The sequence below is a fragment of the Ruegeria sp. AG6 genome, assembly GCF_056541565.1.
In genome coordinates, this window is the sequence record NZ_JBQFYQ010000001.1 from 171,579 (window position 1) to 188,415 (window position 16,837).

The 16,837-nt window shown below is 59.5% G+C and carries 17 protein-coding genes; 14 read left to right on the top strand and 3 right to left on the bottom strand.

Annotation, left to right across the window (positions count from 1 at the left end; all coding sequences use genetic code 11):
• Positions 1-69 precede the first annotated feature (69 nt).
• Entirely contained in the window at positions 70-420 is a 351-nt protein-coding gene (locus ACR0I0_RS00830) for a YjiS-like domain-containing protein (RefSeq protein WP_171633536.1), read from the top strand.
• Here ACR0I0_RS00830 and ACR0I0_RS00835 read toward each other — a convergent pair.
• Entirely contained in the window at positions 417-1,556 is a 1,140-nt protein-coding gene (locus tag ACR0I0_RS00835) for an FAD-dependent oxidoreductase (protein WP_171723557.1), read from the bottom strand. The two genes, ACR0I0_RS00830 and ACR0I0_RS00835, sit on opposite strands and share 4 nt — an antisense overlap.
• 91 nt (positions 1,557-1,647) lie before the next feature.
• On the opposite strand from ACR0I0_RS00835, the gene ACR0I0_RS00840 reads away from it, so the two are divergent.
• From ACR0I0_RS00840 to ACR0I0_RS00900, 13 genes are all read left to right on the top strand, one after another.
• Positions 1,648-2,940, top strand: coding sequence for a glutamine synthetase family protein (locus ACR0I0_RS00840; protein ID WP_171639763.1), 1,293 nt, complete (start codon positions 1,648-1,650; stop codon positions 2,938-2,940).
• Entirely contained in the window at positions 2,940-3,206 is a 267-nt protein-coding gene (locus ACR0I0_RS00845; protein ID WP_152457497.1) for a EutN/CcmL family microcompartment protein, read from the top strand. The genes ACR0I0_RS00840 and ACR0I0_RS00845 overlap by 1 nt, the downstream gene beginning before the upstream one ends.
• 40 nt (positions 3,207-3,246) lie before the next feature.
• On the top strand, positions 3,247-3,555 hold the full coding sequence (locus ACR0I0_RS00850; RefSeq protein ID WP_117869464.1) for a BMC domain-containing protein: 309 nt from the start codon (positions 3,247-3,249) through the stop codon (positions 3,553-3,555).
• Positions 3,556-3,577: 22 nt separating this feature from the next.
• The gene (locus tag ACR0I0_RS00855; protein ID WP_480487113.1) at positions 3,578-4,762 is read left to right on the top strand and encodes a hypothetical protein; all 1,185 of its coding nucleotides are present in this window, start codon (positions 3,578-3,580) and stop codon (positions 4,760-4,762) included.
• Entirely contained in the window at positions 4,762-6,141 is a 1,380-nt protein-coding gene (locus ACR0I0_RS00860; RefSeq protein WP_209833535.1) for an aldehyde dehydrogenase family protein, read from the top strand. Before ACR0I0_RS00855 ends, ACR0I0_RS00860 begins: the two co-directional genes overlap by 1 nt.
• The gene (locus ACR0I0_RS00865; protein WP_480489799.1) at positions 6,138-6,761 is read left to right on the top strand and encodes a BMC domain-containing protein; all 624 of its coding nucleotides are present in this window, start codon (positions 6,138-6,140) and stop codon (positions 6,759-6,761) included. The genes ACR0I0_RS00860 and ACR0I0_RS00865 overlap by 4 nt, the downstream gene beginning before the upstream one ends.
• Entirely contained in the window at positions 6,761-7,942 is a 1,182-nt protein-coding gene (locus ACR0I0_RS00870; protein ID WP_480489801.1) for a malate dehydrogenase, read from the top strand. Before ACR0I0_RS00865 ends, ACR0I0_RS00870 begins: the two co-directional genes overlap by 1 nt.
• Entirely contained in the window at positions 7,939-8,349 is a 411-nt protein-coding gene (locus ACR0I0_RS00875) for a Rid family hydrolase (protein ID WP_171633517.1), read from the top strand. The genes ACR0I0_RS00870 and ACR0I0_RS00875 overlap by 4 nt, the downstream gene beginning before the upstream one ends.
• Positions 8,350-8,444: 95 nt before the next feature.
• Complete coding sequence (locus ACR0I0_RS00880) at positions 8,445-9,725, top strand: ABC transporter substrate-binding protein (protein WP_171170476.1); 1,281 nt, start codon at positions 8,445-8,447, stop codon at positions 9,723-9,725.
• Between the two features lie 65 nt (positions 9,726-9,790).
• Positions 9,791-10,642, top strand: a complete 852-nt coding sequence (locus ACR0I0_RS00885) for a branched-chain amino acid ABC transporter permease (RefSeq protein ID WP_480489803.1) — start codon at positions 9,791-9,793, stop codon at positions 10,640-10,642.
• 1 nt (position 10,643) lies between these two features.
• Positions 10,644-11,591 carry a branched-chain amino acid ABC transporter permease gene (locus ACR0I0_RS00890; RefSeq protein WP_171119494.1) on the top strand — a complete coding sequence of 316 codons (948 nt, stop codon included), beginning with the start codon at positions 10,644-10,646 and terminating at the stop codon, positions 11,589-11,591.
• The gene (locus ACR0I0_RS00895; RefSeq protein WP_171119617.1) at positions 11,588-12,319 is read left to right on the top strand and encodes an ABC transporter ATP-binding protein; all 732 of its coding nucleotides are present in this window, start codon (positions 11,588-11,590) and stop codon (positions 12,317-12,319) included. Before ACR0I0_RS00890 ends, ACR0I0_RS00895 begins: the two co-directional genes overlap by 4 nt.
• Positions 12,319-13,026 carry an ABC transporter ATP-binding protein gene (locus ACR0I0_RS00900; protein WP_152457508.1) on the top strand — a complete coding sequence of 236 codons (708 nt, stop codon included), beginning with the start codon at positions 12,319-12,321 and terminating at the stop codon, positions 13,024-13,026. Before ACR0I0_RS00895 ends, ACR0I0_RS00900 begins: the two co-directional genes overlap by 1 nt.
• A gap of 62 nt (positions 13,027-13,088) precedes the next feature.
• Here ACR0I0_RS00900 and ACR0I0_RS00905 read toward each other — a convergent pair whose 3' ends face one another.
• On the bottom strand, positions 13,089-14,093 hold the full coding sequence (locus tag ACR0I0_RS00905) for an Ldh family oxidoreductase (protein ID WP_480489806.1): 1,005 nt from the start codon (positions 14,091-14,093) through the stop codon (positions 13,089-13,091).
• Positions 14,094-14,123: 30 nt separating this feature from the next.
• Positions 14,124-16,553 carry a GcvT family protein gene (locus ACR0I0_RS00910; RefSeq protein ID WP_480489808.1) on the bottom strand — a complete coding sequence of 810 codons (2,430 nt, stop codon included), beginning with the start codon at positions 16,551-16,553 and terminating at the stop codon, positions 14,124-14,126.
• Positions 16,554-16,837 lie beyond the last annotated feature (284 nt).

Below are 16,837 nucleotides of genomic sequence, written 5' to 3' on the forward strand. Positions count from 1 at the left end.
ATCCTGATCAATTCCGGCTTTGAAACACTGTGTATACTGTATCCATAACGTGGTGGAGGAGGCCGCGATATGTCGGGATACACAGATTTCTTTCAGAAAATAGCGCGCATCGTCAGCTCACCTCGGGATGAAAACCTGAGTGACAGAGAGCTTTCAGACCTTGGCTTGTCCCGCGCGGATCTGGCCATGTTGCGATCGGGCGCACCACAGGCACGAGAGCGTATACTCGCCATGGCCGGACAATTCGGACTGACCGAGGCAGACCTGAACGCGCACCCCGAGCTGGGGTTGGAACTGGCGGAAAAATGCGGGCACTGCCTTCAGGCCGAAACCTGCCGTGACGCGATCCGGGCGGGCGCGCGACTTCCCCAGGGCAAATGCCCAAATGCTGGAATTTATCGCGCCCTTCTGGATGGTTAGCGTCCACTGGGGCTTTCCTTCGGGCTCAGCTTTCTGCGGCCGCTGATCTTGAACCGGTCCGCGGTTCCAAAATCCTTCAGCCCAACGCCTGCTGCAAATTCTGCAAACACCGGGGCGTGCTTGAACAAATGGCCAGAGCATCCGCCGGCGAACAGCACGTTTTCATGCTCGGGGTGCCAGTCGACAATGAAATGTGTATCCGGGGTCAGAATGATCTGGTTAAACTTGGAATCCACGACCCTTTGCCCCTCTAAACCGGGAAGCCGGTGGCGGATATAGCTGCGTGTGCGGCCCAGTGTTTCCTGGCGGATCAGCCGTTCATCATTGTCCAGATCGATCTTGTCCGGGATGACAACCGCCGCCTTTACGCCGGAGCCTTCGGACGACGGCAGACCAAATGACCCTTGCCCGTGATCGATCCAGCAGGGCATCCGGCTCATGTCGAAGTCTTCCGACCCGTCGGGTGTTGAGGTGTAGAGGACATTAACGCCAACCACGGTCGAGATCGGCTTGATCGATCTGGGAAACATGTCAGCCATCCATGGGCCAGTCGCCATGATGATCAGATCAGCCTCGAGCGGTTTGCCGTCAAGCATCGGACGTTCCGATCCATCCGTGGTGACGCGACCACGTTGTACTTTGCCTCCTGCCTTTCGGAACAGATCCAAACCGGTCAGAACGCATCGATGCGCCATCAGCATTCCGGCTTCGGGTTCGAACAGCGCATATTCGATGTCGGTGACCTTGAACTGAGGGAACCGCGATTCGATATCCGACCGACCGAATTTGTAATAGGGCACCCCGACCCGGTCGAAAGTTTGTGCGGTTGCGTCTTCCCAGTCGCAATGCCCCGCCGTCGCCAGAATCAAGGCGCCGCATTCATACATCAGGTTCTGGCCGCTTTCGGCTTGCAGCTCCAGCCAGCGCAGGCGGCTTTCGCGCGCCCAGCGTGTATAGAACTCGTCCCGCCCGGATATGGCGCGAATCACCCGGTTGTAATCTGTTGAAGATGCACGGGAATGTCCCGGCTCCCACCTGTCGATCAATGTCACGGCCTCGCCGCGCCGTTGCAGTGTAAGCGCCGTCATGACGCCGACTATGCCGCCTCCGACAACGATGACCGAGCTTTTGGACATGGCGCAGATTTTCCTTGTTTCCTGACTGGCTTTGTGAATACTGTATACAGAATACAACAATTATAAAGCTAAAAACAGGGAGCACGCGCAAATGAGTTCGGGGTTTGATCTGCCCGAGGGCACACATACCGTCATTCTTGGTGTCGGGGATCTCAACGGCATCATGCGTGGCAAGCGCATTCCGGCCAGCCATTGGGATCATGTCTGCAAAAGCGGCAATGCTCTGTCGATTGCACTGCTGGCGATCGATATGACCTGCGACGTCTGGGATACGCCTTACGTCAATTTCGACAATGGCTATCCCGACATGCATGTCTTTCCGATGACAAAGCCTGTTGCTGTCCCGTGGGAACCGGGCGTGGCCGTCTGTTTTGGCCGCGCTGAGGGCATGGATCACAAACCGGTGCCGATCGATCCGCGCCAGGCTTTGGTGCGGCAGGTGGACCGGGCCCGCGACATGGGGTTCGAGGTGAATGTCGGCACGGAATTGGAGTTCTATCTGCTGGACCCAGAAACCGGCCAGCCCCGCGACACGGGCATCCAGGTCTATGGCCTGGGCCGCGCCGCCCGGATGGAACACATCGTTGGCCCGATCCGTCAGCAGATCAACGAATGTGGCATTCCCATCGAACAGTCGAACCCGGAATATGCGGCCGGCCAGATCGAGGTCAACATTCGTTATGGTGAAGCTTTGGCAGCTGCGGATCGTGTCGTTCTGTTCAAATCCCTGATCCGCCAGTTGGGGATCGCGCACGACTATCTGGCGACTTTCATGCCCAAGCCGTTTTTTGATCAATCGGGCAACGGGTTTCATACGCACTACTCGCTGTGGAAAGACGGCAAAAACGCCTTTGCCGACAACGGCAAGATCAACGACACCGGAAAATCCTTCATCGCAGGCCTGCAAAAGCGCATGTGCGAGACGGCGATTTGCGGCAGCGGCACGGTCAACGGATATCGCCGTCGCCAGCCCTATACCTTCTGCCCGATCAACACGAGCTGGGGCTATGACAACCGGACGGTTGGTATCCGTGTCATCGAAGGCTCGGACAGTGCCGTGCGGGTGGAAAAGCGCGATGCCGGTGCGGACGCCAACCCGTATCTGTTGCTTGCGGCCGAGATTGCCGCCGGGCTTGACGGAATCGAACAGGGGCTGTCCCCTTCGGAGCCGACGACAGGCAACGGGTATGAAGAAGGGATCGGAGATCCAATTCCAACCGATTTGCCAACCGCCATCGATCTGGCGCGCGGGTCGGAATGGCTGCGCGATGTCATGGGTGAAATGCAGTGGGAACTGGTCCTGCAACAGGCCGAGCGAGAGCTGGAATTCTTCAATCAACAGGTCACACAGGTCGAACTGGACCGCTACCTGAGGGCGTTCTGATGCACTTGGGCAAGGTCGCTGGAACTGTCACGGCAACTGCCAAGGACGCCAGGCTGGTCGGAGCAAAGCTGCTGGTGACGGATCTGGTCGACAGCAAGGGCAGCCTGATCGATCCCGCGCGGGTTGCGGTCGATACCTGCGGCGCTGGGGTCGGGGATACGGTGCTGGTTGTCAGCGGGTCTGCGGCCCGCATGGCGGCCGGGTTGTCCACGGCCCCTGTGGACATGGCCATCATCGCGGTGATCGACCGCGTCTCGACGACCTGAATCACAATACGCGAAACATCTATTTTTGGAGGAACAGAAAATGGCGAAACCAGTGGCGGGGCAGATGGCCCTGGGCATGATCGAAACACGCGGCCTGGTCGGCGCGATTGAAGCCGCCGATGCGATGGTCAAGGCAGCCAGCGTTGCCATCGTGGGTCAGACTAAAGCTGGCGGCGGGTTGGTGACGACCCTTGTGCGCGGTGAGGTCGGCGCGGTCAAAGCCGCCACCGATGCAGGCGCGACAGCGGCCAACAAGGTGGGCGAGGTGGTCTCGGTTCACGTGATCGCGCGGCCGCATGACGAGCTTGAGGCAATCATCGACGGGCTGGGTGCCGGGTCGTCGGCCTGATCAACCCCTTTGAGGAGGTACCATGTCAGCCGGTTTCGAGGATTTCACGCGCGCGGTGACACGTGGCGCGACACGGGATGCACCTGTTGCCCAAAGGTTTGAGCGCATTGCAGTATTGGGTGGCGGCTCGGATGCCCGTCTTCTGGCAGCACTGTGTCTGGCGGAAGGGGCTGAGGTTACACTGTTTTCGGCCTATGGGGCGGAACTGTCATTGCTTGCCCAATCCTCGGGCATTGGCATTCGCGGCGAAGGGCCTGTGGGCACGTATCAGGTGGATCGCGACGGGCCTTCAATCCGCACCACGGCAGAGTTGGATGCAGCAGTGCAGGACGCACAGGCGATCTTTCTGACCGGACCGATCCACAAACAGCGCACCTATGCGATGGTGCTGGCCGATCATCTGCACGATGGGCAGGTGCTTGTTCTGGCGCCCGGTCGCTCTTTGGGCGCGGTCGAAGCGGTCTGGATGCTGCGAATAGGCGGCTGCACTGCCGACGTCACTCTGGTCGAGGCGCAGGGCCTGCCATACTGGTACCAGGCCGAAGGTGCGGGCCTGACCCTGACGCAGGCGGCACCGATGGCGGCTGCGACATTGCCCCGAGGCCGCGCGGACGTTCTTGAAGCGCTGCAACCCTATCTTTCGAACATCAAGCCGCTGGATTCGGTTCTGGCCTCAGGCTTTGCCGATCTTTCCGCAGCGGTCGAGATTCCGGCGTTGATCCTTGGTGGCGCGGGGCTGGGGGCCGGTGGACCGGATGTGCCGATGGGCGGGGTGCCGCTGGAAGGCAACCGGACATTCTCTGCGCTCATAGGGCCGGAACAGCATGAGGTGATCCACGGGTTGGCTAGCGAAAGGCGGCAGGTCGCTAAGGCCTTTGGCGTTCGAAACCTGCCCGAGACCGATGACTGGATCGCGACCTATGCCGGCGCCGAGCGGGGGGCGGGCGCGCGTCCGGTCCCGGATCGGCAGGCCGCACGTCAGTTGATGCGCGATGGCGTCTTGGGATCATTGGTGCCCCTTGTTTCCGCCGCACAGATCGCAGGTTTGACTGCGCCTCTGACGGAAAGCCTGATCTGCATGACGGATCGCATCCTGGGCGCTGACGTGGCCGCGTCCGGGCGCAGGCTGGAAACCATCGGAATTTCCGCAGGCGATGTCGATCAGGCCCGCCGTATCTTTGACACCATTGCCACCGGAGCCTCGTGATGGACGCTGATCTGAAATCCATCGCCGCCGCACGGCGCGCTGCTGAAACGGCTTTCGAAGCCTATCGCGCCTTTCTCGGTACCGACCCGACACAGGTGGATGCCATCGTCGATGCCATGGCTAGGGCGATCGAACCTGAAGCCGAACGTTTGGGGCAATTGGCGGTCGAGGAAACCGGGTACGGCAACGTAGCAGACAAGCGGGTCAAGAATCTGTTTAACGCCTTGTCGGTCGCCGATTACCTGCGGGATGTCACGACGCTGGGCCTGCTGTGGCGGGACGATGCGACAAAGATCGCGGCTTTCGGAGAGCCGATGGGTGTGGTCGCGGCGCTTATCCCGGTGACAAATCCGACCTCCACGATCATCTACAAGGTTCTGTCTGCGGTGAAGGCGGGAAATGCCGTCGTCTGTGCCCCGCATCCGCGCGGCGTGGAATGCGGGAAGGAAACCGTCCGCATCATGGCGCGCGTTGCCGAACAGATGGGCGCGCCCAAAGGGTTGATACAATGCCTGGACGCCGTGACCATTCAGGGCACCGCCGAGTTGATGAAGCATCGCCGCACGTCGGTTGTCATGGCGACAGGTGGCCCTGCCATGGTAAAGGCTGCCTATTCCAGCGGCAAACCGACGCTTGCGGTCGGGGCGGGGAACGTGCCGTGTTACGTGCACAAGTCCAAGGCGCGCGATCTGTCCGAAGTTGCCGAGATGATCGTGACGTCAAAAAGCTTTGACTATGGCACGGCTTGTGTCAGCGAACAGGCCGTGGTCGCCGATCCTGAAATTGCACGCGATCTGCGCCATGAACTGAAACTCAAAGGCGCTTATTTCTGTACCCCGGCCGAGGCCGATCGGCTGGCTCGGGTCATCTTCAAGGGTGTTCAGGCAATGGATCCCGAACGCGTCGGCCAAAGCCCTCAGGCGCTGGCCGATGCTGCGGGGTTCTCGATTCCGCCGCGCACGCGCTGCCTGGTGTCGGAAGAGACCGAAGTGGGGTGGCAACGCCCGCTTTCGGCTGAAAAGCTGAACCCGGTGCTGGCCTTTTACGAGGCGAAGTCCACCGATCACGGCATCGAACTGGCGCAATCCATTGCCAAATTCGAAGGTTGGGGACATTCCTCGGTCATCCATGCCGATGACCCCGAGGTAGTCGCTCGGTTTTCCACCGTGCCCACGGGGCGGGTCCTGGTGAATACGCCGGGGATCATGGGCGGCATGGGGTATTCCACCGACCTTGAACCATCCTTTATGCTGGGTACCGGTACGTGGTCGGGGTCGATCACCTCGGACAACGTCACCGCCCTGCATCTCATCAACATCAAGCGGGTCGCGTATGAAAGTAGACCCTGGCGCGACATTTACGAGGAGTATGGCGCATGAGCGAGATCACGATCCGGGCGCTGATGCAGATCGACAACCTGCAACCGAAATTCGCCGCCTACAACGGCGCGACGGTGCAAGGGTCAGTGCCTTTGTCCGGTGACACCGTGCTGATCGGAGAGTTCGCGCCGGGCAATGGTGTATTCTCGCTGATCGACCGGGCGCTCAAGTCGTCCTCGGTCGAAGCGACGACGCAGATGGTCGAGCGCGAGTTCGGATTCTTCATCCTCCGCTCGCCTTCAAACGCCGAAGTGTCCGCTGCACGGGACGCGATGCTGGCCGAACTTGGGGCTTCCATGACGGATCGATTGAAGCCTGCCATCAGTTCCACACAAATCATCACAAGTGTCGAGCCCTATCAGGCGCAGCTTTTGAACAAATGGCGCAAGGGCGCATTGATCGTGCCGGGGCAGACGTTGGGGATCGTGGAATGCGCGCCGGCCGCCTATATCTCGATTGCCGCGAATGAGGCCGAAAAGGCCGCCGAGATTGACATCGTCGAGGTGCGTGCGGTGGGGCGGTTTGGTCGCTTGTTCATCTCGGGGTCTGAAAATTCGGTCAAAACCGCCGTCGAGGCCGCGACGCGTGCAATCGAGGCGGTGGACGGGCAGGACGGCTGATGGCAACACCACGCGTCATAGGCTCGGATGCGGTCGAGGATGCGCGCCGTCGGGGCAGGATCGTATTCGAGGTTTTGCCGGGTGACATCGTGACGGCCCTTGCGCGTGAAACCGCAGAGCGTGTTGGTATCTCCTTGGTGGATGGCCCGCTCGAGCGACCGAAACCGCCGCGTACGGATGGTGCTGTTTCCATGCGCCGGGTGCTGTATCGCCGTTCACCCAAATGGGTTGCCCCTTCGCGTGCGCCGCGCAAAGCCCGCAGGCTGGGCAAACTTGCCTTGATCGGGGCGGGGGGTGTTGGCGGCAATATCGCGCATCTGGCGGCAATGGCGGACATGGCGGATGAAATCGCGCTGATCGACATCACTCCGGGTTTGGCGGCTTCGACTGCGCTGGACCTAAATCATACGTCCGGGATCACCGGTGCGCGGGCCCGATGTGTCGGTGGCGAAGCGATGGATCTGGTGGCCGGGGCGGATGTGGTCGTCGTCACGGCCGGACGAGCCCGCCGTCCGGGCATGACACGTGCCGATCTGATCGATGTGAATGCCCGCGTGATCCGTCAGTCGGCCGAAGCGATCCGGTCAGCCGCACCAAATGCCATCGTGATCGTGGTGACCAACCCGCTGGACGAAATGACGGTCGAGATGCTGCGTGCAACAGGTTTCCCCCGCGAACAGGTTTTGGGTATGGCAGGAACGCTGGACAGCAGCCGGTTTCGCAACGCGCTGGCAATGGCTGCGGGTGTCACGCCTGCGGACGTCGAAGCCTTCACGCTTGGCAGTCATGGGGACGAAATGGCCCCGATCCCCAGCCGCGCCAGGATCAAAGGCCGTCCGCTGGATGTATTTCTGTCCCGCGAACAGATCGAAGCCTGTGTTCAGGATGCGATCACCGGGGGCGGTCAGGTGGTCGCGCTTCGGAAATCAGGTTCTGCAACGATAGCTCCGGCTCATGCCTCGATCGAATTGATTGATCACATTCGGGGCGCGCGTACAGGCCCGGTTCCGGTTTCGGTCATGCTGCACGGGGAATACGGCATCGACGGTGTCGTGCTGGGCGTGCCAGCCCATCTGGGTGCAGGCGGATTGGTTGAGGTCGAGGAGTTGCGGTTAACCGCCGAAGAAAACGCGGCATTGCAAAACGCGGCCGAAGCGATCCGGGTGAGGCTGGGCCTGTGACCCTGCGTTTTTGGAAATCCGGCGGACGGTTTGAAGAGGTGGCCTCGTACTCTCGGGCCAAGCGCATCGGCCCCTTTGTCTGGGTTGCCGGAACAACGGCCATCGAGCCGACGGGCCGCATCCACGCGCCCGGGGACGTTGGTGCGCAGACCTTTTACATCCTGTCTCGCATCGATGACGCACTGAAAGAGGTTGGCGCCGAACTGCGACATGTGGGGCGGGTTCGCGCCTATCTGACCGATCTCTCCCAAGCGGGCGCGTTCGCGCAGGCGCATGGCGAAGTTTTTAAGGGGATCGATCCGGTTCTGACGGCTGTTCAGGCTGGGCTGACTCAGCCGGGGCTGATGGTGGAAATCGACGTGGATGCCGTGATCCACCATGAAAACGGCGAAATCAGCGGATTCTGAACATGAGTCTTCAAGAAAGGAATTGATCGAACCATCGTCTTGTGTACTGTATACAGAATACAAGAAGGCATAATGAGACACAGGGAGCTAATGTGATGATCAAGACAGCGCTGCTCAGCGGAACATGCATCGCGCTCATGGCCTCGGCGGCCGGAGCGGAAATCAAGGTAGGATTCATTGGGTCGCTTTCCTCGGACACCGGATTGTCGACGCTGCGCGGGGCCGAGATTGCGATTGAAGAGCTCAACGCAAATGGCGGCGTGATGGGCGAACAGATCACCCTGGTCTCGGCGGATACCGGACAGGACCCGACCGAGGGCATCCGGGCCTATGAATACCTTGCGGAAACGGAAGAGGTTGATTTCATCATCTCGGGCTCGATTGACGATGTGTCGCTGGGATGGCTGCCCCGCATGCAGGAATACCGGATTCCGACGCTGGACACCTGGACATCCTACATCGGCATCATCGACATGGTGGTCGAAGACCCTGAAAGCATGGCGCCCTATTTCATGAACATCGCCTCGGATGAGGCGCTAGCCACGTTGTACATCAACTTTGGCGCGGATGTTCTGAAGGAAAAAATGGGGTGGGATTCCGTCGTCATTCTGGCGGAAGATACGGCCTTTGGCGAGGCGATCACCGGCCTTGTCACCGAAGCGCTTGCACCGGTTGCGGGTATCGAGGTCAAGGACATCATCACGTATGACGTCGCCACCGTCGATTTTGCTCCGATCTTCAGCCGTGCGCAGGATACCGGGGCGGACTTCATCTATCAGGTCTCGTCGGTGAATTCGCAGGTTGTGTCATCGCAATACGTGAAACTCCAGGTGCCGATGGCGATGACGGGCGTGAACGTCGCTGCGCTGGGTATGGAATATTGGGAAGATACGGGTGGTGCCGGTGGCGGTATCTCGACCCTGTCTCCGATCCCTTCGGTCGGGTTTCGGCTCGATCCGGCCAGCCAGGAGTTTGTCGATACCTATCAGGCGAAGTATGACAGCCGCCCGCTGCTGCCGCATTTCAACGGGTTCAACGCCTATCATGGGCTGAAACAGGCGATGGCCGCAGCCGAAGAGGCTGGCGGTTTCGACAATGTCGAAGGCTGGGCCGATGCGATGAAGAAACAGGATCTGGTTCTAGAACTGGATGGCCAGTTGTGGCTGCGTTACGCATTCTGGGGCGATGACGAGGTAGAGCCCGTGACTGGCCGTACTTACCCGCACAATATCCGTTTTGATCTGTCCGAGCCGTTCGACGATGCCGCGCCGTCAATGGTCGTGGTCCAGTGGTACGAGGACGGCACCGCCGCCGTTGTCTATCCCGAGAAATACGCGACGGGTGAATTCACTTTGCCAAGCTGGGTCAAACAGTAACCTGTCCGTTCGCTTAGCTTGAAATGGGTGCGCGGGCGCGCGCACCCGCAGCCAGGGATCCTTACATGTTGCAGATACTGATCCAGGGGCTTTTGCTCAGCGGTCTCTATGCGCTTATCGCAATGGGTTTCACGCTGATCTTCAGCATCGGTCGGGTCCTGAACCTGGCCTACGGTGCCTATCTGATGGTCGGCGGGTATATGTATTTCTGGGTGTCCCAGACGCTGGGAATGTCAAAGCTGATGGGCGTCGCAGTGGCCGTGGTTCTGGGCGTTCTGATGGGGGTGCTGAAATACCGCCTGATCGTCAAGACCCTGAAAGGGGATCACGTAGCCGTCGAAATATCGACGCTGATCCTGGCGGTCGTGATTCAGGCCGGGATCGTTCTTGTCTTTGGCGACAGCAGCAAGATCCTGCTGCCGATCGTGCCGGGCGTGATCAACGTGGCCGGAGCGTCCGTCACCTATAATATCCTGATCGCAACGATGATCAGTTGGGCCATTTTGCTGGGCCTGTATGCTTTTGTCCGCCTGACACATACGGGGCGGGCGATGCAGGCGGTGTCGATGGACGCCAAGGGGGCCGCGATTTCAGGGATCGACCCGGATCGGATCAACCTGATCACATGGGGTATCTCAGGGGCACTGGGTGCGCTGGGCGGCGTATTTTTCGCCAGCTATACGCAGCTTTCGCCGTCAATGTGGGTTGCACCTCTGATCATCTCGGTGGCCGTCGTCATTGTGGGCGGCATCGGGTCGATCATCGGCACGCTGGTCGTTGCTCATATCGTCGGCTTTCTCGAAGTCATCGTTGTCGCCACCCTGGCGCCGGAACTGCGCGGTGTCTTCACCATGCTGCTGATCATCGGCGTGCTGGTGACGCGACCGCAGGGCCTGTTCGGCCGCGAGGAGTTGTAACATGGGTTTGCGCTGGTTTCACTTTGTCCTTTGGGGCGGCCTGATTGCGGGGATGCTGCTGTTGCCCCAGGTCGTCTCGAACGGGACGCTGCGCACGATGATCTTTGCCAACTATCTGGCCATCTTCGCCATCAGCTGGGATGTGCTGTCGGGCAGGACCGGGTATGTGAGTTTCGGGCATCCCTTCCTGATCGGTATCGGGGCCTATACGACTGCCATCCTGACCAAACGGTTTGACGTGCCAGTCGAAATCTCAATCCCTGTGGCCGTGTTGGTTACGATGATCGCAGGCCTGATTGTGTTGTTGCCCGCTCTGCGCATTCGCGGCAGCTACTTCGCGCTGGTCACACTGGCTTTCATGGAGCTGCTCTATCAGCTGGTTCAGGTGATCCGTCCGGATCTGACCGGCGGCACACGCGGGATGTCGGGAATTCAGACCCTGACACGAGGCGCGGCAAACGGCTACTACCTGTCCACGGCCTTGATGCTCAGCGTGGCGGTCAGCATGTGGCTGCTGATGAAAACCCGGCTGGGCACTGCACTGGCCGCCATCGGGATGAATGAAGAAAGCGTGCGCGGTTCGGGCCTCAGCACCACGCGGTTGAAGGCCTTTGCGTTTCTGACCAGCGCGTTCATCGCAGGTCTGGGCGGAGCGTTCTATGTCCATTACCTGGGCTCACTTGCGCCCCGCGCGCTGTTTGACATCAACTTTCTTTTCACCATCATCGTGGCGGCCTTGCTGGGCGGAACATCGACCATCATCGGCCCCATGATCGGTGCGTTCTTCATGACGTTTCTTCTGGAATACCTGCGCCCCGTGCTTCCCGGGGCTGAACGGTATTTCGTCTACGGTGCCATCGCACTGCTTCTCTACATGTATCAGCCAAAAGGATTGGTTGAACTTGTGCAACGCGGCTTTCAAAGACTGCGGAAAGGGGGGCTGGCATGACCGTTGCGCTGAAAGTTTCAGGTCTTGTCAAACGGTTCGGCGGGCTGGTGGCCACGAATGATCTGTCCTTTTCCCTGCAAGAAGGAGAGTCGCTGGGCCTGATCGGTCCGAATGGCGCGGGAAAGACGACGGTATTCAGCCAGATCATGGGCGAATTGCGGCAGAACAGCGGTACGATCGAGCTGTTCGGCAATGAGATTTCGGCGCTGTCGACGCCTCAGCGTATCCGGGCCGGGGTCAGTAGAACCTATCAGATACCTCGGCCGTTCGGCGACATGAGTGTTGCAGAAAACATCAGGGTGGGCCTGATGCCGGACGACATCTGGCGCATGATCGTTTCGCCGCCGGATACGGACAGGGAAAAAGAGCTCGCGCTGAGTGTCGGGTTCACGGAAACGGATCTGAGCCGCTCACCCGCCGAACTGGCCATGGGTGATCTGCGCAAGCTTGAAATGGCCCGAACCATGGCCACCGCACCGCGTGTCATGTTGCTGGACGAGGTGTTTGCAGGTCTGACAGTCGGTGAAATCGCGCAGATTTCCGATCTCATACAATCCATGCGCAAGGACGGGATGACCTTTTTGATCGTCAGCCATGATTTGCCGGCGCTGGAACCGCTGATCGACCGCGCCATCGCCATCGAGCGGGGCACCATGATTGCCGAAGGCGCGTTCAGCGACGTGATGAACGACACGGCCGTTCAAGCCTCGTATCTGGGGAGCGTCTGATGTCCTATCTGGAAATCGAGAACCTGTCCGCGTTTTACGGCAAGGCCCAGGCGTTGACCGATATATCGATCACGGTGCAGCCCGGTGAGATTGTCGCCGTGGTCGGCCCGAACGGTGCAGGTAAATCCACCTTGTTGGACAGCATCATGGGCCTTGTGAAAATCGAAGGCGACATCCGGTTGCGCGGGCACAGCCTTGCCGGTCGAAGCCCTTCGGAAATCGTGCGTCACGGGGTGGGCTATGCGCCCGAGCGGTTCAACCTGTTCCCCTATATGTCGGTGCGCGACAACCTGATGGTGGGGGCCTTCACCGCACGAGACGACATCGAAAACAACCTTGAGATGGTGCACAGTCTTTTCCCGCGTCTGCAAGAACGGGAAGGGCAGGAGACGTCGACCCAATCCGGCGGGGAAAGGCAGATGGTGTCCTTTGGCAGGGCCTTGATGACCAGCCCGGAACTGCTGCTTGTCGATGAGCCGACGATCGGTCTTGCCCCGAAGATCTGTCACGAGATTGCCGAAGTCGTCCGTCAGCTGAACAAGGAATACGGGCTGACCGTCGTCATCACGGAACAGAATGCCAATTTTGCCCTGTCGCTTGCCAGCCGCATCTATGTGCTGGAGTCCGGGCGGATGCAGACGTCGGGCACGGCTGACGAACTGAGAAATGACAAACGCTTGCTCGAGGCCTATTTCGGCGGCCATTGAGTGGCGTGGTTGGAAAGCCGGGCAGGTGCCGTCCGGCTATTCGATGGCGGGTGATTTCAGTTTCAGCCAAGTGCGGCCAGAACCTCGGTACTCACGTCGATGCCATGGGCTTCGGCGGCTGCCCGTTTTGCAAGGCGACCGTCGCCCGGAACCCGGGCGGACCCGTTGCCGGAAATCTCGTCGCAGATGCGGGCGACATATTCGTTGAAGGCCGCGTTGCCGAACCGGGTGGGATCGATGGCAATCAGGGTCGCTCCACCTTTGATGTTCAGGGCACCGAAGGATTCGCGCTCTTTGTTGTCCACGGACAGGGTTCCTCCCGCCAGCGCGGCGCCCAACACCTCTACCATGAAGGCGATCGCGGCCCCTTTATGCTCTCCGAACGGCAATAGGCTGCGGGTTTCAAGGATGGCATTTGGGTCTGTTGAGGGCTCGCCTTGGGGATCAAGACCGGCAGGGCGGGGCAGGTCGTGCCCCTCGGCGGCGGCCATGCGGATATCCATGAGGGCCACCATGGACGAGGCCTGATCCCAGACCACGGGCGCATCGCCATCACGCGGGCAGGCAAAAGACATGGGGTTGGTGCCAAAAACCGGGCGAACCCCACCTTGCGGAACCACCATGGACAACGAGTTGATCACGGCAAAGGCCACCAATCCGGCTTCGGCCAAAGGTTCTGTGTCAAACCGTAACGCACCCAGATGGTGGCAGTTCGCGCAGGTGAACGCGGCAATCCCGTTTTCCCGGGCCATCGCGATCAGATCCTCGCGGGCTGCTGTCGCTGCAACCTGATAGTACCCGTTGTCGGCATCACAGCGCAAAACGCCCGGGGCAACCTTTTCGGTTTTGGGCTTCGCGTGCCCGTTGGCATAGCCGGACGTGAAGCTTTGGACATAGACCGGCAACATGCGCAACCCGTGGCTGCGCGGGCCGTCCCGTTCAGACCGGGTGACGATATCGGCAAGTACATCACTGCTGCGCGTGTCCGCTCCGGCAGAAACAAGAACCGATTTGGCCAAGTCCCGAACTTCGGCAAGAGAAAGCGTTTTTGTCGGTTGTTCGGTCATCCGTTCGAGTCCCGTCTTTCTGTTTCGCACTCAAGCGCGCGGGCGTGTGTTTGCGGGATCGACAGCACATGTGTCGATGACCACGGCGTCGCGCATCTCATTGTGGACCAGCACCTGCATTTTCGTTCCGGGCGCCGTCATGTTCTGTGGCAGTAGTGCCATCGCAATGTCGTGGTTGCAATAATAAGAGAACCCGCCCGAGGTAACACGGCCGATCAGCTTGCCCTGAGCATAGACACCCTCGTCAAACATCACCGATGTTTCGCCAAAGGGCAGTTTCAGCGTGACCAACCGCCGGTACGCGCCATCCTTTTTCTGTTTCAAAAGAGCGGCCTTGCCTATGAAGTCGCGACCATCTGTTACCACGAACCGATCAAGGCCGGCCTCGTATGGCGTCATGTCCTTGCAGATTTCGCGATTGATGGCGCGATAAGACTTTTCAAGACGCATGGATTCCAGTGCCTCAAGCCCGAAAGGTTTCACACCGGCCTTCAGCAGCAGGTCAACAAGATGGCGGTTGTAACCGACCGGATGATGCAGTTCCCACCCCAGCTCGCCGGTATAGGACACGCGAAGCAGATGAACGCCCTTGGCGTACCCCACTTCACCCATTTGCGCAGAAAGCCAGGGGAAGGTTTCGTTCGACAGATCATTGTCGGTCAATGGTTGCAGGATCTCTCGTGCCTTGGGGCCTGCCAGTGCAATCACGCCCAGTTGTTCTGAAACATCCTCAAGAAGGACAGAGCTGTCATTGGGCAGCAAACGTTGCAGTTGATCCCAGTTGTAGGCGCGCCAATTCGGGGTGGAGACCAGGTAAAAATCATTCTCGGCATAGCGGACGACCGTGTATTCCGCATCCATGCCACCCTTTGGGTTCAACAAAAGCGACAGGGTCATTCGCCCCACTTTGGGCAGCCTGTTCGCCATAAGGCCATCCAGCCATTTGGCGGCCCCGGGTCCGCGCAGGGTGAACTTGGTCATCGGCGACATCTCGATGAATCCGGCCACGTCACGGGTGGTGAGTACCTCTTTCTGAACGCGTTCCATGTGGTTGGTGCGACGGAAGGAATGTTCCGGAACAGCGTCCTCGCGCGATTTGGCGAACCAGCGCGGGAACTCATATCCGTTGAAGCTGGTCCAGACGGCGCCATGCGCGCTCAGCAGATCGTAGGACCCCATCGTTTTCATCGGGCGCGCGCCGGGAAAATCCTCTCCGGGGATGTGCGCGTTCATGTGGGTTCCCCACGTTTCGCGCACCTTGTCCATGGTCCACCGCTTGGACGCGTAATCCGAAAAACGGCGGGGGTCGAGTTCGGACATGTCCATGCCCGGATCCCCATCGACAATCCAGCGGGCCAGACGTTCACCAACGGTTCCACCCCACAATATGCCGCCGGGCATGCCTTCGGCCAGCCACAGGTTTTCATGCCCCGGTGCGGGTCCCGCAAGCGGCAACTCGTCCGGTGTCATCTGGAACGGACCTCGGGTGTTGGCCTTGATACCCACGTCACCAAGTGTTGGAACCCGCTCGATGGCACGCTCCCACTGCGTTTGGACCGCGTCGAAATCTTCGGGCAAGAGGTCGGCGCCAAAGTCAGGCGGCACGCGATCTTCGGCAAATAGCTTGAGGTCTTTGGTGAACTCATAAGGACCGAACTGAATGCCGCCCACATCTTCGCGCAGATACGCACCGTAATCTTCATCCCGCAGGATCGGGAACTCGGGCAACCCTTGCGCGCGGCGTTCTTTCAGCAGCGGAACGGTTTCGGTCGTCCAATATTGGTGAACGATTGGAATGCAAGGCAGATCCAGACCAACACGGCGCGCGTTTTCGCGGGCATAGTTTCCGGTCGCGAAGACAAGATGTTCGCAAGTGATCTCACCTTGATTGGTTGTCACCTTCCAATGACCGTTTTCCAGTTTTTCGTAAGCCTGCGCTTCGGTGTTCTGAAACACTTTGGCGCCTTTCTCGCGCGCTAGCCTCGCCATTGCCATGGTGATGTCAGCAGGGTTCACATAGCCGTCCTCGGTATGCAGGATGCCGCCGCGAATATGTTCCGATTGGTTGAGCAGAGGGTGCAGTTCGGCGATTTCTTCTGGCGTCAGCAGTTTGCAGGGCACACCGGCAGCTTCGGCAATCGAGACATAGGACAGGAACTCGTCCCAGCGTTCCTGCGTATTGGCAACGCGCAACTGGCCCACCTGGCGCAGTCCGACCGAGGCGCCGATCTTCTTTTCGACTTCGGAATAGATGCGGATGGTCTCCATCGTCATCTTCGAAACGTTGTGGGATCGCACGAAGGTGACCAGCAGACCCGCCGCATGCCAGGTAGAGCCGGAGGTCAGCGTCGTTCTCTCCAGCATGATTGCATCTGTGCACCCGTGCTGCGTCAGCCCATAAAGAACCGAAGCCCCAACGCATCCGCCTCCTACGACGACAACCTTGGCATGTGACTGCATTCGACGCATTCCTTCCTGAGGCTGTTTTCGTTTCCAGAGGGTCAGTCAAAACGAAATCAGCGGGCTGAGAACTGGTTGAACTGTTTACGTGAAATCTGCGTCAGGCAATTCGAAAAATTTTCCGGTCCAGCTGAGTTCAGTTAAACCATGATCGGGTTTGCCGGTGATCTCACGCGGTCTGTGAGGCGGCCCGCAAAAATACCGGCCATCTTTTGTTTCGGATTGTTGTGTTAGCGCAAACTGTGCTGGTAAGGTCTGACATCGGCTTGGGGTGCGCTTTGTTG